Origin of the sequence: Kyrpidia tusciae DSM 2912 (assembly GCF_000092905.1) — a bacterium.
Taxonomy (GTDB): Bacteria; Bacillota; Bacilli; order Kyrpidiales; family Kyrpidiaceae; genus Kyrpidia; species Kyrpidia tusciae.
Map to the genome: position 1 here is coordinate 1,269,773 of NC_014098.1, position 21,954 is coordinate 1,291,726.

At 54.4% G+C, this 21,954-nt stretch carries 20 protein-coding genes; 19 read left to right on the plus strand and 1 reads right to left on the minus strand.

The annotated features are described in order from the left end of the window. Positions 1-3 precede the first annotated feature (3 nt). The 10 genes from BTUS_RS06295 (at position 4) to BTUS_RS06340 (ending at position 11,236) form a co-directional block, all read left to right on the plus strand. Positions 4-1,383, plus strand: coding sequence for an MmgE/PrpD family protein (locus BTUS_RS06295; protein WP_013075282.1), 1,380 nt, complete (start codon positions 4-6; stop codon positions 1,381-1,383). Between the two features lie 132 nt (positions 1,384-1,515). Further along, positions 1,516-2,301, plus strand: a complete 786-nt coding sequence (locus tag BTUS_RS06300) for an enoyl-CoA hydratase/isomerase family protein (protein WP_013075283.1) — start codon at positions 1,516-1,518, stop codon at positions 2,299-2,301. 29 nt (positions 2,302-2,330) lie between these two features. Continuing rightward, on the plus strand, positions 2,331-3,542 hold the full coding sequence (locus tag BTUS_RS06305; protein WP_013075284.1) for a CaiB/BaiF CoA transferase family protein: 1,212 nt from the start codon (positions 2,331-2,333) through the stop codon (positions 3,540-3,542). Positions 3,543-3,558: 16 nt separating this feature from the next. Further along, positions 3,559-4,725 (plus strand): acyl-CoA dehydrogenase family protein, encoded by a 1,167-nt coding sequence (locus tag BTUS_RS06310; protein ID WP_013075285.1) that lies wholly within the window; start codon positions 3,559-3,561, stop codon positions 4,723-4,725. Between the two features lie 53 nt (positions 4,726-4,778). Beyond that, positions 4,779-5,687, plus strand: a complete 909-nt coding sequence (locus BTUS_RS06315) for a hydroxymethylglutaryl-CoA lyase (protein ID WP_013075286.1) — start codon at positions 4,779-4,781, stop codon at positions 5,685-5,687. Positions 5,688-5,707: 20 nt separating this feature from the next. After that, positions 5,708-6,460 carry an SDR family NAD(P)-dependent oxidoreductase gene (locus BTUS_RS06320; protein ID WP_013075287.1) on the plus strand — a complete coding sequence of 251 codons (753 nt, stop codon included), beginning with the start codon at positions 5,708-5,710 and terminating at the stop codon, positions 6,458-6,460. Between the two features lie 320 nt (positions 6,461-6,780). Next, a complete protein-coding gene (locus BTUS_RS06325; RefSeq protein ID WP_013075288.1) occupies positions 6,781-8,868 on the plus strand; it encodes an NADPH-dependent 2,4-dienoyl-CoA reductase in 2,088 nt (695 codons plus the stop codon). A 154-nt stretch (positions 8,869-9,022) separates the two neighbouring features. Beyond that, entirely contained in the window at positions 9,023-9,358 is a 336-nt protein-coding gene (locus BTUS_RS17415; RefSeq protein WP_245543397.1) for an acyl-CoA dehydrogenase family protein, read from the plus strand. Next, on the plus strand, positions 9,355-10,851 hold the full coding sequence (locus tag BTUS_RS06335; protein WP_013075289.1) for a zinc ribbon domain-containing protein: 1,497 nt from the start codon (positions 9,355-9,357) through the stop codon (positions 10,849-10,851). Before BTUS_RS17415 ends, BTUS_RS06335 begins: the two co-directional genes overlap by 4 nt. Before the next feature lie 58 nt (positions 10,852-10,909). Then, a complete protein-coding gene (locus BTUS_RS06340; protein ID WP_123809247.1) occupies positions 10,910-11,236 on the plus strand; it encodes a hypothetical protein in 327 nt (108 codons plus the stop codon). Between the two features lie 174 nt (positions 11,237-11,410). Here the strand turns inward: BTUS_RS06340 and BTUS_RS06345 are convergent, their stop codons facing one another. After that, positions 11,411-12,646 carry an IS110 family RNA-guided transposase gene (locus tag BTUS_RS06345; protein WP_013075291.1) on the minus strand — a complete coding sequence of 412 codons (1,236 nt, stop codon included), beginning with the start codon at positions 12,644-12,646 and terminating at the stop codon, positions 11,411-11,413. 679 nt (positions 12,647-13,325) lie between these two features. Here BTUS_RS06345 and menB point away from each other — a divergent pair. From menB to BTUS_RS06390, 9 genes are all read left to right on the plus strand, one after another. Then, the gene (gene menB / locus BTUS_RS06350; protein WP_013075292.1) at positions 13,326-14,126 is read left to right on the plus strand and encodes a 1,4-dihydroxy-2-naphthoyl-CoA synthase; all 801 of its coding nucleotides are present in this window, start codon (positions 13,326-13,328) and stop codon (positions 14,124-14,126) included. A gap of 93 nt (positions 14,127-14,219) precedes the next feature. Continuing rightward, the gene (locus BTUS_RS06355; protein ID WP_013075293.1) at positions 14,220-14,972 is read left to right on the plus strand and encodes an SDR family NAD(P)-dependent oxidoreductase; all 753 of its coding nucleotides are present in this window, start codon (positions 14,220-14,222) and stop codon (positions 14,970-14,972) included. 269 nt (positions 14,973-15,241) lie between these two features. Beyond that, positions 15,242-16,414: an acyl-CoA dehydrogenase family protein gene (locus tag BTUS_RS06360; protein ID WP_013075294.1), complete on the plus strand. Its 1,173-nt coding sequence runs from the start codon at positions 15,242-15,244 to the stop codon at positions 16,412-16,414. Positions 16,415-16,425: 11 nt separating this feature from the next. Beyond that, positions 16,426-16,854 carry an AMP-binding protein gene (locus BTUS_RS16785; protein WP_169307948.1) on the plus strand — a complete coding sequence of 143 codons (429 nt, stop codon included), beginning with the start codon at positions 16,426-16,428 and terminating at the stop codon, positions 16,852-16,854. Between the two features lie 5 nt (positions 16,855-16,859). Further along, positions 16,860-17,525, plus strand: coding sequence for a class I adenylate-forming enzyme family protein (locus tag BTUS_RS06370; protein WP_052300564.1), 666 nt, complete (start codon positions 16,860-16,862; stop codon positions 17,523-17,525). A gap of 263 nt (positions 17,526-17,788) precedes the next feature. Further along, positions 17,789-18,163, plus strand: a complete 375-nt coding sequence (locus BTUS_RS06375; protein WP_013075295.1) for a pyridoxamine 5'-phosphate oxidase family protein — start codon at positions 17,789-17,791, stop codon at positions 18,161-18,163. 45 nt (positions 18,164-18,208) lie between these two features. Beyond that, on the plus strand, positions 18,209-19,393 hold the full coding sequence (locus BTUS_RS06380; protein WP_013075296.1) for an LLM class flavin-dependent oxidoreductase: 1,185 nt from the start codon (positions 18,209-18,211) through the stop codon (positions 19,391-19,393). A gap of 13 nt (positions 19,394-19,406) precedes the next feature. Next, on the plus strand, positions 19,407-20,195 hold the full coding sequence (locus BTUS_RS06385) for an N-acyl homoserine lactonase family protein (RefSeq protein ID WP_013075297.1): 789 nt from the start codon (positions 19,407-19,409) through the stop codon (positions 20,193-20,195). A gap of 126 nt (positions 20,196-20,321) precedes the next feature. After that, complete coding sequence (locus BTUS_RS06390) at positions 20,322-21,935, plus strand: long-chain fatty acid--CoA ligase (RefSeq protein ID WP_013075298.1); 1,614 nt, start codon at positions 20,322-20,324, stop codon at positions 21,933-21,935. Positions 21,936-21,954: the final 19 nt, after the last annotated feature.

Here is a 21,954-nt window from a genome sequence, read left to right on the forward strand (position 1 = left end):
AAAATGAGAGAGTCTTTGACATTTGAATTGGCGGATTGGATTCGACAGGTACGGTTCTCATCGCTGCCTCCCGAGGTGGTGGATCTGACGAAAGTCACCGTTCTGGATTGGTTGGGCAGCGCCATTGCGGGATCTCAAACGCCTCCTTCGGCCATTGTTCGTCGCTTTGCAGCGGATCAAGGTGGAATTCCCCAGGCAACGGTGATCGGGGGCGGACAGCCGGCCCGCGTGACTGGAAAGGAACGACAGAGGACCTCGGCATTGTTAACAACATTTGTTAACGGCGTAAGTTCTCACATCGTGGAGTTAGATGATGTGCACAAGGGCGCCATCATTCATGCAGGTACGGCGGTGATCCCTGCAGCGATTGCCCTGGCGGAACAAGTGGCGGCATCCGGCCCACGTCTGATTGAGGCTGTCGTTGCAGGGTTCGAGGTGTGTATCCGGATTGGGGAGGCGGTGACCCCTTCTCACTACCGATATTTCCACACGACGGGCACTGTCGGGACTTTTGGGGCCGCCGCGGCTGCAAGTAAATTGTTGGATCTTTCCGTCGAACAAACGGTTCATGCTTTGGGAAATGCCGGAACCCAGGCGGCCGGTCTTTGGGAATTTATCGAAGACGGTGCCATGAGTAAGCATCTTCATTCGGGGAAAGCGGGCATGAATGGCCTTCTGGCAGCCTGCCTGGCCAAAGACGGGTTTACGGGAGCATCTCGGATTCTGGAAGGGGATAGAGGGTTTCTCCGGGCGATGGCTCAAGAATATGATGCCGGCAAGATTGTTGGCGGGCTCGGAATGGGATATAAGATTATGGAGAATTGCTTCAAGATCCATTCTTCCTGTCGTCATACTCATCATGCTGTCGATTTAGTGATTGAACTGGTGAACCGGAACAATTTGGTTCCGGAGAATATCGGAGGGATCGAGGTGAACACTTACCAAGTCGCTCTTGATATTACGGACAATCCCAATCCCGAAAGTGTTTACGCGGCCAAGTTTAGCCTACAGTTTTGCGCTGCCCTGGCAGCGGTCAAAAGACGTGCGTCACTTCGAGATTTCACCGAAGACACGTTGAAAGATTCAACGGTGCGGGGCCTGTTGAAGAAAGTCAGAGTAGCCGTGGATCCGGTATGCCAATCGAGGTATCCTGAAAAATGGGGGGCGCGGGTCGTGATCCGAACCCGCGGCGGGGCGGAGTATACTGCGTCCACCGAGTATCCGAAAGGTGATTTCGAAAACCCCGTATCAACAGAAGAATTAATGAATAAATTCCGTGATCTTGTCGACGGGTGTATCTCAGCGGAGGAAGCCGAGCGATTGATCGGACGAACGATGGCTCTGGACCGGCTGCCCGACGTGAGGGCATTATTTGCGGAATGACCATGAACACGGAGAAGGGTGAAAGGTATCCCCCACGCTTGATCGGATAATGGATCCGATATACAATATGTGTGTGCTGAGCCGATCCGGAATGTCTTTATAGGCAGTTTACAAACAAGGGAGAGGGGTACCATGTCGTACGTACGGTGGATCCGAAGATCGGAAGATCCTCGGATTGCCCAGATTGTGCTAAGTCGTGAACCGGTGATGAATGCGTTCAACACAGAGATGGCGAAAGAGTTGATCTCCGCGTGCAGGGATATTCAGGGCTGCGACGATATCCGTGTTGTGGGACTGGTTTCCTCGGACAGCCGGTTTTTTTGTACCGGGGCCGATCTGAAAGAGCGCAACAATATGACCGATGAACAATGGAGGGCACAACATAAGCTTTTCGAAGAAATGTTTTATACGCTCGCTGATCTCCCGATGCCGACCATTGCTGTCATCGACGGCTATTGTCTTGCAGGAGGCATGGAGTTGGCTCTGAACTGCGATCTTTGGGTGGTATCGGAAGATGCGGTGTTCGGGCTTCCCGAGGTTACGAGGGGAATCATGCCCGGTGGTGGAGGAACTCGCTTATTGGCGAAGAGAATCGGCGTCCACCGGGCAAAAGAAGTCATCCTGTCGGGACAAAAATTTACCGCTTGGCAAATGGCATCGATGGGGGCGGTGAACAGTCTCGTTCCTCGAGAACAGCTTGATACAGAATTCCTGAACCTGGCGAGAAGTATCAGCCAGAATGCACCGCTGGCGGTTCAGTATAGTAAAGCGGCCATCGACGAGTTGTTTGGGATGCCCGATGCGGATGCCCGGATTCGCGAGTTGTACTGGTACAACAAGTGCGTCGACACGGAGGACAGGCTTGAGGGAATTCGTGCGTTCAATGAAAGGAGACCGCCGAATTTTGTGGGGCGGTAGGGCGGATGGCAAGGAGGATGTGCAGCTCCATGACAACGGACAAGGGGAATGGTGCCAAAGGACCGCTGACAGGGTTACGAATATTGGATTTTACCACGAACATCTCTGGACCGTCCGCTACCGCGATCCTGGCAGATCTGGGGGCGGACGTCATTAAAATCGAACGGGTATCGAAGGGGGATGATGCGAGGCACATGAGTCCCCAGTGGAATGGCGAGTCGGCCTATTTTCTCGCGATCAACCGGAATAAGCGATCGATGGCCTTGGATTTTACCAAACCGGAAGGCAGAGAGATCATCCTAAAACTGGTTGCCAGGTCGGACGTGGTGGTGGAAAACTTTCGTAAAGGTGTTCTGGAAAAGTATGGACTAGATAGTGTTACATTGGTGCGGCAGTACCCTTCTCTCGTGTATTGCTCGTTGACTGCGTATGGTGAAGCTGGAAAGGACCAATGGAAACCGGGATATGATGCTGTTCTGCAGGCCCGCACGGGCATCATGAGTATTACCGGGAGTCGGGAGGAAGAACCCTCTCGCGCCGGAGTGTCGATTCTCGACGCCGGCAGTGCCATGTGGGCGGCGGTCGGCATCTTGTCTGCCTTATTTCATCGTGAGCGGACCGGGCGCGGACAAATTGTCGGAACGTCACTGTTTGAAACGGGTATCTATTGGATGAATTATCACCTGACTTCCTACCAAGCCACGAATCGCGACCCGGTACCTCAAGGGGCCAGACACATGGCCTTTGCCCCATACGGTACGTTTCAAACGGCAGATGATCTGATCCTTATCGGCATCTCCAATGATGTGTTGTTTGAGAAATTGACGGAGGCGATGGGGTGCGCTGAATTGGCGTCAGATCCAAGGTTTGCACACAACCCCGACCGTGTGGCGAATCGAGAGGAACTGGAACAGATTCTCAGTGCCCGGTTTCGACAGTATCCGTCCGCGGTGTGGATCGAACGTTTGGAGGCGGCCGGGATCCCGTGTTCGCCGGTTCAAAAAGTGTCTCGAGTTTATCGCGATCCGCAGACTGAGGCGCTCGATATGTTGCAAAAGGTGCAACACCCGCATATTCCGGAACTTCGCATACCGCGACTGCCGGTCCGTTTGACGGAGACGCCGGCGGAAATTCGCAGTCCAGCGCCGCTTCTTGGACAGCATACTAGGGTAATTCTAGAAGAGATCGGAGAGTCTCATCGCCTGCAGGAATTGGTCGACAAAGGCGTTGTGGGAGTTTAAGGGGAAGGAGAGTACAGTGAATCATGGGAATCAAGCGGAGTTGTACGAAGATCTGCGGCGCGGTGTCCGCAAGGTGTGCGAAAAATTCCCGGATTCCTATTGGCGGGCATTGGACCAAGAGAGAGCCTACCCGGAGGAATTCGTCAATGCTTTGACTCAAGCCGGCTATTTGGCTGCGCTGATTCCTGAGGAATACGGCGGCGCGGGCCTCGGGATTACGGAAGCGTCGATCATCCTCGAGGAGGTCAATCGTTCCGGGGGGAACGCCGGTGCTTGTCATGCTCAAATGTACACCATGGGCACATTGCTTCGCCATGGTTCAGAGGAACAAAAGCGTAAATATCTACCGAAAATTGCAGACGGTACTTTGCGGTTGCAGGCCTTCGGAATCACGGAGCCGAATACAGGTTCCGATACGACGCAATTGAAAACCACCGCGGTTCGTAAAGGCGACAAATATATCGTCAATGGACAAAAAGTATTCATTTCCCGAACTGAATACTCGGACCTCATGTTGCTTTTGGTCCGGACCACCCCTGTAGACCAAGTCAAAAAACGTACGGAGGGCCTGTCGGTCCTGCTGGTGGACTTGCGGGAAGCCGTGGGAAAGGGACTGACGATTCGCCCGATCCGAACGATGATGAACCACTCCACGACGGAATTGTTTATTGAGGGTTTGGAAGTGCCGGCGGAGAATCTTATCGGAGAAGAAGGGAAAGGATTTCGCTATATTTTGGACGGAATGAACGCCGAACGAATCCTCATCGCCGCCGAGTGTATCGGAGACGGGAGGTGGTTCATCGATCGGGCTGTCGGGTACGCGAAACAACGTGTCGTGTTCAATCGTCCAATCGGCCAAAACCAAGGCATTCAGTTCCCACTTGCCCGGGCTTATGTGAATGTGGAGGCGGCTGATCTGATGCGGTTTAAGGCTGCTGAACTCTTTGACAGCGGACAGCCGTGCGGCGCCCAGGCCAATATGGCGAAGCTGCTTGCTGCCGATGCGTCGTGGGAAGCTGCGAATGTGGCCCTTCAGACTCATGGAGGGTTTGGCTTTGCCGAAGAGTACGACGTCGAACGGAAATTTCGCGAGACCCGGTTGTACCAAGTGGCGCCGATTTCCACCAACTTGATCTTGTCTTTCGTCGCGGAACACGTCCTTGGCCTGCCGAGATCGTACTAAAGTATCGTTGTTTTGTCCGGCTATCGACTTGGTACGGAACAGGAGTGGAGAACATGTGGCCGAAGAAAGTCTTCATTCGAGAAGTGGGGCCGCGGGACGGGTTGCAAAACGAAGGGACCTTCGTTGAAACAGACGATAAGGTCGAATGGATCAACCTACTGAGCACGAGCGGCATTACGGCCATCGAGGTCAGTTCTTTTGTGCATCCCAAATGGATTCCCGCTCTTCGGGACGCCGCCGATGTTTTCAGACGCATTCGAAGAGTTCCTGGGGTGACGTATTCGGCGCTCGTACCCAATGTCAGAGGATTGGAGCGGGGGCTGGAAGCGGGGATTGATGAAGCGGTTTTGTTTGTGTCCGCCAGTGAGTCGCACAATCTCAACAATGTGAACAAATCGATCCGAGAGTCGCTGATGGAAGCTGAACAGGTAGTAAACAGGTGTGCGGCTGCCGGAATTTCTGTTCGTGCCTACGTGTCCACCGTGTTTGGCTGTCCGTTTGAGGGAAGTGTATCGGTTTCGCAGACCATGTACATCGTGCAACGATTCGTGGACATGGGCATTCAAGACATCTCTCTGGCTGATACGATTGGTGTGGCCAATCCGGGACAGGTGGAACACGTGTTGGAGGAAGTTGAGAAAATAACGGCGATCGATCGTATCGCGCTGCACTTTCATGATACTCGTGGGCTGGGTCTTGCGAATGTGGCAGTGAGTCTGAAAGCCGGCGTGACCCGGTTTGAATCCTCTCTAGGCGGGCTCGGCGGATGTCCATATGCGCCGGGGGCTCTCGGCAACATATGCACCGAAGACTTGCTGTACATGCTGCACGGTATCGGCATCAATACCGGGGTTGATATGGACGTCATGATTCGCGCTGCCCGCATGATTCAGGATAAATTGGGCAAATCACTGCCGAGTTGCACGCTGCAGGTTTTGTCCAATCTACAACGTATCTCATAAAAGAATGGGGGCAACCGACTTTGGACCTTGGATTAAGGGGAAAAGTGGTGCTGGTCACCGGCGCAGCCAAGGGAATTGGCAAGGAAATCGCTCTGAGTTTGGCAAGGGAGGGGGCGGATGTAGCTGTCAATTACCTCTCCTCCCAAGGGGCGGCGGAAGAAACGGTGGGAGAGATTCGGAAGTTGGGAGGCAAAGCGGTGGCGGCGTGTGCCGACATTGCGAGCCTGGATCAGGTCCGATTGATGAAAGAAGAAATTGAAAGACAGTTGGGTCCGGTGTACGGGGTGGTCAACAATGCCGGCTATGCGCCCGCCAAAAAATTTTTTAAGACACAGCCTGAAGACTGGAAACGGGTAGTGGACGTTTGCTTTTATGGTACACTTCACCTCGCTTATGTATTTGTGCCTACAATGGTGGAGCAAGGCGAAGGAAAAATGGTAAACCTCGTGGGCGATTCGGCCCGAATGGGCGATCCGAACCTGATTATATCTGCCGCCGCCCGCGGCGGGGTGATCAGCTTCAGCAAGTCGTTGGCCCAGGATGTGGGAAAAAATGGGGTGCAGGTCAATGTTGTGTCTTTGGGGTTGGTGGATCAGGGATATCTGGGGTTTTCGGAAGAAACCTTGGAGAAGATACGGAAAAAGTACCCCGTTCAGCGCACTGGGGTGCCCAATGACGTTGCAGCTGCGTGCTTGTTCTTGCTGTCTCATCAAAGCAGCTGGATCACCGGCCAGGTACTTTCGGTCAATGGCGGTTACAGCATGATGGGGTAAGGTTGGCTTTCAGATTAAAAGTACAAAAGTAAAGTGATGGAGGAATGGGAAAATCACCCATACGAGGTGCACCGACGTTGGCAAGAGGTTTGGTGGCGGAAGTACAGAGGTTCAGGAGGCTCTCTGTCGACTTTTGGTCTCAGAAAGCACTTGTATGGATGTTGGATCCGACGTATATTGATCGTAGAGCAGGTTACACCAACACGATCACTGCTATCAGGGGGATCACCAGAGGGGCACCCTGTAGGAGGGATGTCTTTCAATGAATAACAAAGCAGAAAGATGACCGAAAGTTTACATGAAGACGAGGGGGAAACGTCGTGTATGAACTGCTTTTGTCTGCCGGCCGCATTGGCCGGCTGGTATTGCCAAACCGAGTCATCATGGGTTCGCTGCATCTCGGTTTTGAAAACTTTCCCAAAGGCGCCGAATATCTTGCTTCCTTTTATGCGGAGCGGGCAAAGGGGCGGGTGGGACTGATCATCACCGGAGGGTCGGCTGTAACTCCGGAGGGGGCCAGCGATTTACAGTTTTCGAGGATCTGGGATTCTACGGAAAGCGATAAATTTGTTAGAATTACGACAGCAGTCCATCAGGCGGGTGGCAGGATTGCCCTGCAGCTGTTCCACGCGGGCCGGTATGCCAGGGAGGACAAGACCGGATTGCAGCCGGTGGCACCGTCCGCAGTTCCAACGCGGATGAGCCCGACTTTGGCGAGGGAATTGCGGGAGGACGAGGTCGAGGCGATCATCGAAGCATTCGGAAGGGGCGCGGCTCTGGCCAAGGAATACGGGTTTGACGCCGTGGAGATCATGGGGTCGGAAGGATATCTCATCAATCAATTTCTTTCCCCGGTGACGAATCGGCGGGAGGATGGATGGGGAGGGACATTTGAAAAGCGGGCGCGTTTTGGCCTGGAAGTTGCCCGCTCCGTAAGGCGCTGTGCAGGTGAAGACTTTCCGGTGATTTTTCGGATGTCGGGTCTGGATTTGATCCCGGACAGTACAACGTGGGAAGAGACGGTGCGTTTTGCCAGGCTGCTTGAAGAAAATGGGGTGGATGCATTAAACATCGGCATCGGCTGGCACGAGTCGGCGATTCCCACCGTGCAGGCCCATGTTCCGCATGCCGCTTTTGCCCATGTGGCCGGGGAAATCAAGAGGGCCGTCTCGATCCCTGTCGTGGTGAGTAACCGGATCAACAGGCCGGAGTTGGCCAATCGCCTCCTGGCCGAAGGGGTGGCGGATTTTGTATCGATGGCCCGACCGTTTCTGGCTGATCCGCACTTTGTTCGCAAGGTGGAAGAAGGCCGTCCGGAATCCATCAATACCTGCATTGCCTGCAACCAGGCATGCCTGGACAAGACGTTCACGCACCGTCCGGTGTCCTGTTTGGTGAATCCACAGGCCGGCAGGGAGAGCCTGCTGCCGGTTGTTAGGACAGAGAACCCCATGCGGGTGGCCGTGGTCGGCGGCGGGCCTGCCGGAATGGAAGCTTGCCGGGTGCTGGCGCTGAGGGGTCACAGGGTGACACTGTTTGAGAAAGAAAGGAGCCTGGGAGGGCAGTTTCGCTGGGCCGGCCGGGTGCCGGGGAAAGGGGATTTTGTCCGGACGATTGAGTATTACAGCCATGAGCTGAACCGCCTTGGTGTAGATGTACGGCTTCATACGGCGGTGAGCGGCTCGGTGTTGCAATCGTTTGATGCCTGTGTACTGGCGACTGGGGTGGTTCCCCGTTCCGTTTCAATGCCCGGCTCAGACCTTCCACATGTATGTTACTATACAGATTATTTTGAGGATCGCGCGGTTGTGGGAGAGAAAGTGGTGGTGATTGGAGCCGGGGGGATTGCCCTGGATGTGGCCTTGCGCTTAACCGAAGGAAAAATTTCCCCTGAAGTGGCTCTTTTTCTTCTGGAACAGGCTGTGGAGGATGTTTCATCGATTTCAGAACGATTACGGCCGCGCAGGAAAGTGACCCTTTTGCGCCGTGGTCGCCGCGTGGCGGAACATGTGGGGCGGACGACGCGCTGGGTGGTGTTGAATGAACTCGCCCGTCGTGGTGTGGATATCCGCACTGAAATCCGGTACAAGGCCATTGTACCGGGCGGCGTCGAAATTGAGGAAAAGGGGAAATCTGTTGTACTTCCCGCCGACTCGGTGATCATTGCCGCGGGACAGGAATCCAACCGCACTCTTCTGGAAGAACTGACGGCGCTGGGATTTATCCGGCTGCAGATCCCAGATGCCCAGACTTGGCTTAATGGAGAGCGGTTAGAACCACTGGTTCCATCGCTGCCACCTGTTCAAGAGGGAAAACCGCTTTTTGTAATCGGGGGCGCGAATGACCCGGAGGCACTGGACGCCGAGAGGGCGATTCTAGAGGGGACCTTGGCCGGAAGGCTGATCTGATCATGGATAAAGCGCTTGGGGTGCTCTACGCAGGCAAGGAAGACGGGTTTTAGCAACCGAACGGTCGGATGAATGATGAGCGTATGCGCGCCGTGAACAGACGATTGAGGAAACGCTGGCCTACGTAAAGGAACGGCAGGCCTTCGGTCGCCCTCTGGCCAAATTTGAAGGTGTATCCTTTCCCATCGCCGAATACCACACCTGGTTGGAAATGGCCCGTTGGTTCTGTTACCGCACTCTCTGGATGCGAGACGAGGGCCTTCCTCATACGAAAGAAGCCTCAATGTGTAAGTGGATCGGGCCGCACATCGCGACCAAAGCGATCCATGAATGTCTCTTATTGCATGGTCATTACGGGTATACGAAAGAAATGCCCATCGAACAGCGACCTGTTGATGATCATCACGGTGTTCTCGGCCAGGATGTACGGCAAGCGGTCGCAGGAGTTCCGGAAAAAGATTGGGCAGGCCATGAAAGAGATGGGAGGTGAGGGAACTGGTCACGGTCATCAAGACGATCCGGATCGGGATTCACAAGGAGGTCCATCGGTGCAAGAGGGAGGCGCTGGAGAGGACCAAGGACATCTATAATGCCGTAATTGCCTTTTACATAGACTTTTTCGCGGCGCACCTGCACGTGTTGGACGAGCCGGTCCAGGTTCGGAAGAAGGACGGGTCTATCAAAGAACGAAGGCGCACCAACCAAGAACTGTTGACCTTCGCGGAGTTTCACACCTTGGCGACCAAAGCCCACCCGAACCCGGGGTGGCCGCTTGACGAGCACGTTCCGTCTGCGGAGGGGATGCCGACGGAGTTGCGGCGGGCGGCGATCAACCAGGCGATCGGCAAGGTGCGGTCCTGGTGGAGCCACCTGAAAACTTGGGAGGAAACGACACCGGACCGGCGCATGCGGGAACCCCAACTCGGCGCACCGAACGAACCGGTGACGTTTTATGCGGGGATGGTCGAGCATCCCGCGTATGACCTGAACCCGCAGAAGAAAAAGCGGCACACGTTCATCAGTCTGAAACTGCACACGGGGCAGAAGTGGGAAAAGGTGTCGCTGCCGGTTGTGGTTCACGCCCGGGCCGAAGCGCTTCTCGCCGGGTCCGCCCTGGAGAAAGAACGCATCGCTCGGGAAAGGAAACGTTCAAAGGCGACCCAGGCCGGTTCCGGCGAAGAAAAAGGGGACCGGACATGGGTGGCGAAATCCCTGACGGTGTACGGGAAGCGGGACAAACGGTATCCGGGCGGGGTGCGGTATGCGATCCACATCCCGATGGAGAAATCCGTGGACAAACCCCGGAAGGCAGAGGAACAGCGCCGGGCAAACCCACAGATGCCGGTGGTTGCGGTGGACCTGGGCGTGGGCAGGCTGGCGGTGATGGGAGCGTTCGTGGAAGGGCGGCTGGCGGCCACGAGGTTCGTGGACGGCAGGGCCTTGAACCCCCGCCGGCACCGGCTGTTGACCGCCATTCACCGCAAGCGGAAACAAAGCGGACGGCTTCAGCCGGGCGTCCAAGACAACGCGAACTTGTGGAACAAGATCCGGAACCTGGACGAGAACGCGGCCAAGCAGACGGCCGTGGCCATTGTCCGGTTCGCGAGGGAGCACGGCGCAAGGGTGATCGTGTTCGAGCACCTGCGCCGGTACCGGCCGCCGAAAGAGAAGATGAGCCGGAGCGGGCGGAAGAACCACAAACGAGCGTATTGGTTGCGCGGACAGATCATGAAATGGGTCCGGGACCTGGCGTTTCGGGAAGGAATTCTGACGGTGGAGCGCAACCCGGCCTACACGTCCCAGGTCTGTCCGCACTGCAAGGTGCTCGGGGAACGCAAGGGCCCACGGTTCACATGCAAGAACCCGAACCACCGGTACAGCGCGGACGCGGATTTTGTGGGGATGATGAACCTGTACAGGAAATGGACGAAGACATTCGTGTATCCCCGGAGAGGGGATGACCCAAAGCCAGGGGTTGCCTGAGGGCAAAATATCCCTCTGGTCTCGCGGGAGGCTAACCGCCTGGACGGGACAGGGGTTCATGCCTCTGCCTTTCGCGAGTGCCCGTGTGGTACGGGATGGCACTGAGCTTCTTTCCTTGGGGACCGGTTTGCCGATCCTGGCTTGCCGGACGCGGGAGGAAGCACACGCCGAGAAGCGCGCCCACCCCGGGGGCGGCTCCCTTCCGGAAGGAAGGAGACAAAGGTCAGGCCGACAGCGGTTGCTGGATAGGTTTGGACAGATATTCCGGCAACTGTTGATACCACTGCGCGACGTGATCGGTCTAGAGATCGGCGACGGCACAGCGCAGACGCAAAAGATCGTCATTGCCCGGGAGCTCTTGGGAAGGGAATTCAAACCGTATTAAGCCCAGTGGTGAAATGTCAAGGGGGTGGTCGAAGAAAATTGGGAATGGATGTGGGAAATAGTTACAAATGCGAAGGTTAAAGGGCGACCTTAACCAAACCCATGATGTTCGCCGAATTTTCGAGCGATGTTCATGGGTGCAAAACTGGAAAATCCGTCCGTCTGGAGGTAGCGGTTATCTCCTCCTCTCCGGGGGTGTGTACAGCTGATTGGTGCTCAGTAGTGTGAACACCAAGCGTACCAGTTTTCTTGCAGTCAGGACGAGGGCTCGTTTATGTTGGTGCTTCAGCGCTTCGTCGTGCTTCTTGCGGTAAAACTCGGCGTACTCGGAATCATGGCGGCGAACCTGGTCCGCAGCTTGAATCAGATAATAGCGCAGGTACTTGTTCCCGGTACGCATTCGGGATGTTTCATCGGCTTCGTACTCCCCGGATTGGTACTGATTCCAGACCAGTCCGGCGTACTTGGCTAAGGCGTTGTGGTTCTTGAAACGTCGAATGTCGCCGACTTCGGCTATGATTCCGGCTGCGTATACAGGGCCGATGCCCTTGACCGACTCGAGGGTATTTGGGATCGCTTTCATCAGCCTGGCAATCGCTCGGTCGAGTTTCTTCACCTCAGCGTCCATGTGCTGGATCACGCTGAGGGTAACGGACAGCGACAGATTGACGGGATCCTGCATCACCTTGTCCAGTCGAAAGGACCTGCGTGCAACCTTTTGGAGTTCCTGTGCGATCTGCTTTGGGTCGTCAAACTTGTTTCTGCTTTTGTCGACCAAGAGCGCCACAAGATCCTCAAGGGGCATCGCAGCGATTTGTTCAGGCTCCAGCTCCTGAATGACGGCGAGCGACGTGGCACCGAAAGTATCGGAGAACGGGTTGTCTTGACGCAGACCACTGAACTTAAGAAACAGCTGGTTCAGGAAGAAGGTCTTGTCCCGAGACATGGTCTGCATCACATGAAACCGAGTCCGGGTGAGACGTTGAAGCGCTTCGTATCGGATCGTGTCTGTCATGGCTTGTGGGAGACGGCCAAACCGCAGGTGGTCCGCAATCACCCAGGCATCGATGCGGTCGTTTTTGGGAAGGTGGTCATACGCCTTCTTGAAACGAGCCACTCCCCGCGCGTTTAAGACGTGAATCTGAGCGTCGAGGTGTGGTGCATGGTCCTCGAGTTGTTGTTTGAGGTAATGGGCCAGATGCCAGCCGAGGTTGGCTGTCGCCTCCATGCCGACAACGACGCTATCCATGTGCTTGGTCTCTGTGATCTCCAAGACCTTGTGAATGAGAGTGTCGGCTCCCTGTGGGTCATTGGAGATCTGAAACGAGGCCAAGTTCTGACCGGCCTCATCCATAAATTGAATATGGTGGGCCTTCAAGCTCACGTCGATCCCAACATGCAGTTTCGGCAACGGATTCACCTCCGTTCGGGGAAGAGTCAAGCCAGTCCCGGACCTGGGTGCCCGTGGGAACCACCGACCTCAGCCTCGTCATCAGCACTCAGCCATCCGGATGTCAATTGCGGGCCACTACACCCCATCCGGGATGGAGGTGCAACCAGTGGTTAGAGCATGGGTGGTGGATCCTGGGTAGCAGGCTTTCCACAGCAGTACCAAACGGTCCGCAAGGAGGGGAAGAAATCTCCCGAGAAAGACTTGCTGATCCCATTGTCCCACAGGCAGGCCGGGCTGTCGAAATCTCCACCGACCAAACACGTTGGGGCTTCCCCCGACTGGAGGTGGAGAGATATGGAATTATCAAGGAACAAAGGCATGACAAAGAAACGGAGTGACGGTTGTGCAACTCCAAGACCAAACGCGATGGATTCAATAACCAACGGCGATGGGAACTTCCCCATCCAGATGATCCACAAACATGGCCAGACCAAGACACGCCGACAACCGACCTACACCAACAGATGTGGATGGGGAAGCCCACCACCTCCACCCCTATGAGCAGCTGTCTCATAGGGATGGATAAAAGAGCCGGCTCTGGAAGTTCTCCAGCGCTGCTCCAGCAGTTCCGGACCTACTGGAAATTCAACGAAGAAGACCTTCTACTACTATCATACGAGGAGGGAGGAAGAGGATCATGTCGTACAAGGACATCATCTACGAGAAAAAAGAGGGCGTTGCCAAAATCACCATCAACCGTCCCGAGGTGTACAATGCATTCCGCTCACTGACAGTCCGTGAGCTGATCGATGCTTTCCGCGACGCGTGGGACGACAACACCATTGGAGTTGTCGTGTTGACCGGGGCGGGCGACAAAGCGTTTTGCACCGGCGGAGACCAGAAAGATCGCGGTGGGGAAGGATACACGGGGACCGGCGGCGGGTTGGAAGCCGGGATCGGACTGGAGGTGGAAGGACTTCACAGTGTCATCCGCAATATCCCGAAGCCGGTCATTGCGGCGGTCAACGGATACGCCATCGGCGGCGGCCACGTCTTGCACATTCTGTGCGACTTGACCATTGCATCCGATAGGGCCACATTCGGCCAGGCGGGGCCGAGGGTGGGAAGTTATGACGCCGGATTCGGCAGTGCTTACTTAGCGCGCATCGTAGGGGAGAAGAAGGCGCGGGAGATCTGGTATCTGTGTGAACAGTATACGGCGGAGGAAGCCCTGCAGATGGGGTTGGTCAACAAAGTGGTCCCCCACGAGAAATTGATGGAAGAAGTGGACATTTGGTGTCAAAAGATCCTCGACAAGAGTCCCACTGCCCTCAAGATGTTGAAATACTCCTTTAACGCAGACAGCGCAAATATAGAAGGTATCACGCAACTGTCCATGGCTTCACTGGCGATGTATTACCGCACGGAAGAGGCGCTCGAAGGTCGCGATGCGTTTGTGGGAAAAAGGAAGCCGGACTTCCGCCAATTCAGGCGGTAAGTTGGGATCCATAATCGCGGGCGCGAAAGCCGGCGGACGGGATTGGGAGAAAGAGCTGAATCGCATCTTAATTAAGTGGGGGGCGGCGACAAAGTGAGGTTGCGAGACAAAGTGGTGATCGTTACAGGCGGCGGTCGGGGGATCGGCGAAGCCATATGCAAAAAATTGGCAGACGAAGGAGCCAGAGTGGTCGTCGCCGATCTGATTCTGGAAAACGCTGCCTCTACTGCTGAGGCGATTGCGTCCCGGGGCGGACAGGCGCTGGCCGTGAAGGTGGATGTGACGAAACGGGTAGATGTTGAGGCTATGGTGGAACAGGCGAAAAGCACTTACGGCCGCATCGACGTACTGGTGAACAATGCGGGCTGGGACAAAGTGGAACCCTTCTTGGACAGTGACGAAGAAACTTGGGACAAGGTGATTTCCATCAACCTGAAAGGCGTCCTCTATACGTGCAAGCTGGTACTGCCCCTCATGATTGAACAGGGCTACGGCAAAGTGGTCAATATCAGTTCTGATGCCGGCCGGGTGGGTTCCAGCGGAGAGGCGGTCTATTCGGCGGCGAAAGGCGGGGTGATCGCCTTCTCCAAGACCCTGGCCCGGGAGATGGCCCGTTACAAGATCAATGTGAATGTGGTGTGCCCGGGTCCGGCGAACACCCCCTTGTTTGAGGAGATTACCTCGTACAATCCGAAGATTTCCACTGCCTTGGAAAAAGCGATCCCGTTTCGGCGGCTGGCGGAACCGATGGACATCGCCAATGCTGTATGTTACTTTGCTTCTGATGAAGCTTCGTATGTGACCGGCCAGACATTGAGCGTGTCCGGTGGCTTGACGATGGCGTGAGAGTGGGGAAGATAGCAGGCTGCGTGGGCTCAGTGCACGTGTGCTGAGCCTCCTCCAGGCTGGAACGTAAAACCGTTAAGGGACAGCGGTTTGATGCGTGACAAAAGGATGAAAATCTAATATTATAGATCTGTAAGCAATAGAAAAAGAATATTGACGGTTCTTCTTTTTGGTGTCTAACGGATCCAATATGTAGGATTTCTGATGATTGTTATCCAGGATGCATTGGATGAAGATTACGATTGATGGAGCGGGAAGGAGAGCGATCCATGGACTTTCGTTTGCCGGAAGAGATCCAGATGTTGAAACAGACGGTGAAAGATTTCGTGTACCAAACGGTGGATCCGCGTGCGAAAGAAATTGAGGACAAGGACGAGATTCCGCTGGAAATTATGGAAATGAGCAAGGAATTGGGCCTTTTTGGGCTGAGCATCCCTGAGGAGTATGGTGGGCTCGGGATCGGTATGGTGGGGAAATGTGCCATATATGAGGAATTGGGGAAAACGAGCAACGGGTTTACTACGGTCATCGGCGGGCATACGGGCATCGGATCCGTAGGAATTGTGGAAATGGGAAATGAGGAGCAAAAGCGAAAATACCTTCCTCCCATGGCCCGCGGCGAATGGATCGGGGCGTTTGCTCTGACAGAGCCCGGTGCCGGCTCCAACGCCGCGAATTTGAAGACCACCGCTGTGCGGAAAGGGGACAAGTACATTTTAAATGGTTCCAAACATTTTATCACCAATGGTTCGATCGCGCAGGTATTCACCGTGATGGCGGTTACCGATCCAATGATGGGGCCCAAGGGGATCACCTCGTTCATCGTGGAGAGGGATTTTCCGGGTTTCCGTATCGGCAAAATCGAAGAAAAGATGGGGTTGCGGGGTTCCCATTCTGTGGAACTGTTCTTTGAAGACTGCGAGGTGCCGGTGGAGAATGTCCTGGGGCGAGAGGGACAGGGATACGTGAACGCCCTGAAGATCCTGGCGAACGGCCGTGCGGGGTTGGCGGCGCGCAATTTGGGTTCCTGCGTGAAACTATTGGAATTATCTATTGAGTATGCATTTCAGCGCGAGCAGTTCGGTAAGCCCATATTTGAACAGCAGATCATCCAGCACTACCTGGCAGAGATGGCGCTGGACATTGAGGCGTTGCGCTCCCTGACGTACCGGGTGGCGTGGATGGTGGACGAGAAGATGAATGTGATCAAGGAAGCGGCGATGGCGAAGTTGTTGGGTTCAGAGGTGTACAACCGCGTGGCGGACAAGGCGCTGCAGATCCACGGCGGCATGGGATACATGAAAGAGATGCCAGTTGAGCGGTACTACCGGGATGCGCGGATCACCAAAATCTATGAAGGCACCTCCGAAATCCAGAAAAACATCATTGCCGCGCAATTGAAAAAGGAATTTCTCAAGTCGCAAAATAGGATTATGGGGTGATGAGTCGATGGATGAAAAAACTTGCACGCAGCATAGATCGCTTGGTCTCAAGAGACGATGTCTGGATCACGAAGGAGCGAGTTCTGGAATTCTTGCAGACGGGTAAGTGGAAAGAAGAGAGTTTCGTCTATTTTCTGGAAAATCACGCGAAACAGAACCCTAATGCCCAGGCGATTGTGGATGAAGATGGAACGGTTCTGACTTACCGGGAATTGGATGAGAAGACGACCCAGTTTGCCCTCGCTTTGTTGGAAATGGGGATTCAATCCGGGGATCGGATCGCCATCCAGTTACCCAATACCAGCCATTTCTTGATTTCTTTATTAGGGGCGGCGAAAGCCAATGTTCTGCCCGTGTTGTGTCACATGCCGTATACGGAATACGATTTGGAGTACATCTTTGAGCTTATGCCGGAGCTCCTTGTCCGGCTGAAATTCTGAGAATCTTGAATAGGCGCCTGGGAGCGGAAATCAACGCTTTTTACGGATATACGGAAGGAGGGGCCACCCACAGCACCCGTCCGGGGGATAGCATCGAGGTCACCAGCACATCCTTCGGAAAGCTGGTGGAGGGTTGGGAAGAGTGCTTTGTGGATGAGGAGGGCCGCCGTCTGACGCCTCCTTGTGAAGGAGAGATCTGGGTGCGCGGAGCCAACTTTGTTCCGGGATATTTCCGCCAACCCCAGAACACGCGAAAGATGTTCGACAACGAGGGTTGGTTTCACTCAGCGGACATTGTGCGGGTGGACGAAAATGGCTATTGCACCTTCGTTTCTCGCCGGGATGACTTGATTAACCGCGGCGGATACAAAATTGACCCCCGGGAAATCGAGGAAATTCTTTATACCCACCCTCGAATCGGTCAGGCGGCCGTGGTGGCCATGCCGGATGAACGGCTGGGCCAGCGGGCAGCCGTGTTCATCGTGCCCAAGACCCCTGGGGATGTGATCACCCTTGAAGAAGTGACCGGGTATCTGGGAGAGAAAGGGCTTAGCAAGAATCATTGGCCGGAAGCCGTTCAAATGGTGGAGAGTTTCCCAATGACCAGCACGGGGAAGTTCCAGCGTTTTGCCCTTCGGGAGCAAGCGAAGCGTTTGAAACCTCAGCGCTAATTGCCTCTGCGAAGATATGTTTGAGATCAGGGGACAAGACACTTGAAGCGCATTTTGCTAACAGTTATTCAAATATATGGAATATATATTAACACAATTTACGAATTGGTCTAAAACGAGACAACCCTTTGTTCAATAATGAGACAAAATATTGATCATTGACCTCACAGAATCAGTGCCACCGCCCTGGCATGCGTATTGCTAATAATAAATTGATGGATCCGGGTGGATCTAAGGCTGTCTGTCAAAAGGAGGTGCGGGAGGTGGTTGACGATTGGGCCGGGTTCCGCCAGTTGGTGGAAAAGGTGGGCTTTCGGGTGCTGGTGGCCTGTGCCGGCGAGGATCATTATCCCAACATTTCAAAGAGAAAAGTGGAGGTGTTGCCCGAAGAGCATGCCTTGTTTTTTGTTGAAGATAAAACTTCCAGGACCGTGCATTTGCTAAAAACGTCACCGCGAGTGATTGTTTTGGCCTATGACTGGGAGCGGGGATACGGGATCAAAGGCAAAGGAGAGATGACGTTTTATCCCGAAGGTCCATGGTGCGCAAAAGCTCGGGAACAGTTCGCCCAAGAAGGAAAAGCAGTAGAATTGGCGGAAGGCGCAATCGTCCGGTTGAAAGCGTTGTTTCCCTTTTGATGTGCAATTTGGTCGCCCAAGATTTCGTAGAGGAGGACAAAAGACGTGAAATTTGTGCTGTTTTATCTACCCACCGTGGGAACGAAGGCTCAGTTTGAAAAAGGGATGGCCGGGATTAATAATCAGAATTACCAGAACATGTTGCGGCAGATCAGTGCACAGGTTCGAGCCGCGGACGAGATGGGATTTTATGCTGTGGCGTTCACTGAACACCATTTTCACATTGAGGGATTTGAAGCGTCCAATAATCCATTGCTGTTAGACCTTTACATGGCGATGCAAACAAAGTATATTAAAGTCACTCAACTCGCAAATGTTCTGACGTTCCAGAATCCAATTCGTTTGGCGGAAGATATTGCCATGATTGATCACATGACTCGTGGGCGGATTATTGTGGGGATTGCCCGCGGTTATCAAAAACGGTGGGCGGACACTCTCGGACAACTGTACCATGTCGGAGCGACCTTATCGGACAAAAGCGAGATGGACATTCGCAACCGGCGAATTTTTGAAGAACACTATCGAATTATGATCAAAGCCTGGACTGAAGATACCTTCCGATATGAGGGGGAATGGTGGAAGATTCCCCCGGATGACGTGGATTTCAACCACGAGGCCGTCCGAAAGTACGGGCGTGGGATTGATGAGCGGGGCAAGGTGGTGGAGATCGGAATCGCGCCGAAGCCCTACCAGAAACCCTATCCACCGATCTGGCAGCCCTTCTCGTTCAGCGAAGAGACATTTCGCTTTTGTGGTCGAGAAGGGATCGTTCCATTCATGTTGAACACCGACGAGACGGCGATTCGGAACCTGATGACCGCCTATTATGACGAAGCGGCGAAGGTTGGACGCCAGTATTCCTGGGGTCAGAACATCGGTATTTTCCGCGATGTGTTGGTGGCCAAAACCGACGAGGAGGCGCATCAGTGGGCGTCGATCGGCAACGGATTTGTTTGGCCGATGTGGTTTGGAGGATTGGGATTTGACGAAGCGCTGCGGCGCCAGGGCGAGAGCGGCTCGCTTCGGTGCCAATATCCGGAGTTGGTGGAACGGGGATTTGAATATGTGGGCAGCCCGGATACGGTGAATCGTTATATCGAAGACCTCGTCAAGAAATTTAATCCGGAATACTTGTTGATGTGGCAATATCCGGGGTTGGTTCCCCATGAAGAACAAATGCGCTCTTTGGAGCTCTTTGCTACTGAGGTCATGCCAAATTGGATGGATTGAGGAGGATGGCGAGATGGCGCAAGGCGTTAAAGTGACGGTGGTGGACTGTGGTCCGCTCAATATCGACAAAGGGATCTTGATGACCGGGGCCTCGGGCATGGTGTCCGTCCCCACGAGCGTATGGATTCTGGAACATCCGAAACAGGGTTTGATCTTGTTTGATACAGGGGTTAATTACCAAGTGTCCGATCCGGAATTGGCGGAGCGGCACTGGGGTCCCGGCTTGCGCGAGGCTCTGGGTTGTTCCATGTCGAGAGATCAGGCGATTGATCGTCAACTGGAGCGGCTGGGCTACCGCTGCGAGGATGTGCGGTGGGTCATTATGTCCCATATGCATCTGGATCATGCGGGCGGGATGTGCCATTTTCCCCAAGCGACGTTTGTGGTGCAAAAAGATGAGCTCCGGTACGCGTGGTGGCCGGATCCCTGGCCGGGGGCGGTCTACTGTTACAATGACTACAAGGACACCCGGGGATATACATTTATTCAGATCAAAGGAGATGTCGATCTGTTCCAGGATGGGACCATTCGTCTGATCTCAACTCCCGGTCATACGGCGGGACATCAGGCGATGTTGCTGCGGCTCGAGAATCGGGGTTTAATCTGCTTGGCCGCTGACGTGGCCCATTTGAAGGAGGCTTACCGGGCGCGGGCTCCGATGCCGTACGACTGGAATGTCGAGTTGCTGTCCGATTCATATCTAAAGATTCAAGCGATTGAGTCGGCGGGAGTTCCGGTGTATTTTTCCCACGAGCCGGAAGATTTCTCGTCATTTCCTAAGGATGGCGAATGGGCGGATTGATTTCTACCGCGGAGGGCGGCAAGGCGAACAACGTTCCGCCTCCGTCCTCCTCATACACAAACCGGTTAGATTCAGATCGCAGGAACGATTCACGGTAAATGTACAGCGGGGAAAGAAGGGAGACCGATGGCGGGGTTTCAGCTCAATCTGCGATCCATACTGTGGCGCACGAGGTATTTTCCAAAGAGCGAGATCATGTCACGGCAAGAAGAGGGCTTGTTTCGCTATACGTATCGCGATTTTATCGAGCGAGTTCACCGGTTTGCGTCTGCCCTTAAGGATTTGGGCATCAAACCGGGGGATCGGGTTTCCACGTTTGCCTGGAACAATTATCGGCATTTGGAACTCTATTTCGCCATTCCTTGCTACGGTGCGGTATTGCATACAGTGAACATCCGGCTGTCTGAGGATGACATTGCGTATATACTGAACCACGCCGGGTCCGCTTGTGTGTGCGTAGATCCCGACCTGGTACCGATCATCGAAGCGGTCGCACCGAAGCTGACCACGGTCAAGTCGTACATTGTCCTGGACGACACCGTGCCCGAGACATCCCTTAAACCCGTGATGGCTTATGAAGACTTGATTCGCGGGGGGGATTCCAGTTTTGTCTTTGAGGATCTCGATGAACAGTCGGCAGCCGGAATGTGTTATACATCCGCGACGACCGGGAGACCGAAAGGAGTGATCTATACCCATCGCGGATTGTATTTGCACGCGATGGCGCTCGGACTGGTCGATTCAATGGGGATTTGCGAGTTGGACACCCTTTTGCCGGTTGTGCCGATGTTCCACGTCAATTCCTGGGGGATTCCTTTTGCCGGGATCTGGATGGGCTCAAACCTCGTCTTGCCGGGTCGCCGTCCGCATGCCGAAGATATCCTGGGATTGATTGAGTCTGAAAAAGCGACTTTTGCCGCGGCGGCGGTGACAGTGGGCATCGATATGCTAGGGGTTTTGAGGCAAAAACCTTACGATATATCCAGCCTGCGCGCTCTCATGTTAGGGGGCCAGGCCACTCCAAAAGCGGTGATGAAAGAATATCTTGAGCGATACGGAGTGCCGATTTTTACGGCCTGGGGTGCCACCGAGAGCGCCCCCATCGCGACCACAGTGCACATTAAGCGGCACCAGCAGGGACTCACTTACGACGAGAAGCTGGATATACGCATAAGACAAGGGATTCCGGTGCCTGGGATTGAAATCAAAGTGGTGGGGATAAACAAACAGACCGTTCCTTGGGACGACCAGGAAATCGGCGAAATTTATGTCCGAGGGCCATGGGTAGCCCAGTCCTACTACAACGATGAGCGTTCGAAAGATTCTTTTGAAGACGGCTGGTGGAAGAGCGGGGATATGGCCACGGTGGACGAAGAGGGCGTTCTCCATTTGGTGGATCGTGCCAAGGACCTGATCAAAAGCGGGGGCGAATGGATTTCTTCGGTCAATTTAGAGAACGAGTTGATGGCGCACCCCTACGTGTTGGAGGCGTCGGTCGTTGCTGCTCCCCATGAAAAATGGCTCGAACGGCCAGTGGCATTTGTCGTACTAAGATCTGAGGCTCCAAAAGAACTGCGTCCTGAAGATCTCAAGAAAGAGTTCGCGACATGGTTAGGAAGGAAATTTGCAAAATGGTGGGTGCCGGATGACTTCATTTTTGTGGAGGAGATTCCTCGAACCGGAGCCGGAAAGTTTAATAAACGGTTGTTGCGAGAGCGGGTGGCCGGTGGCTTGAATTAAGACATTGCACCCGATAAAC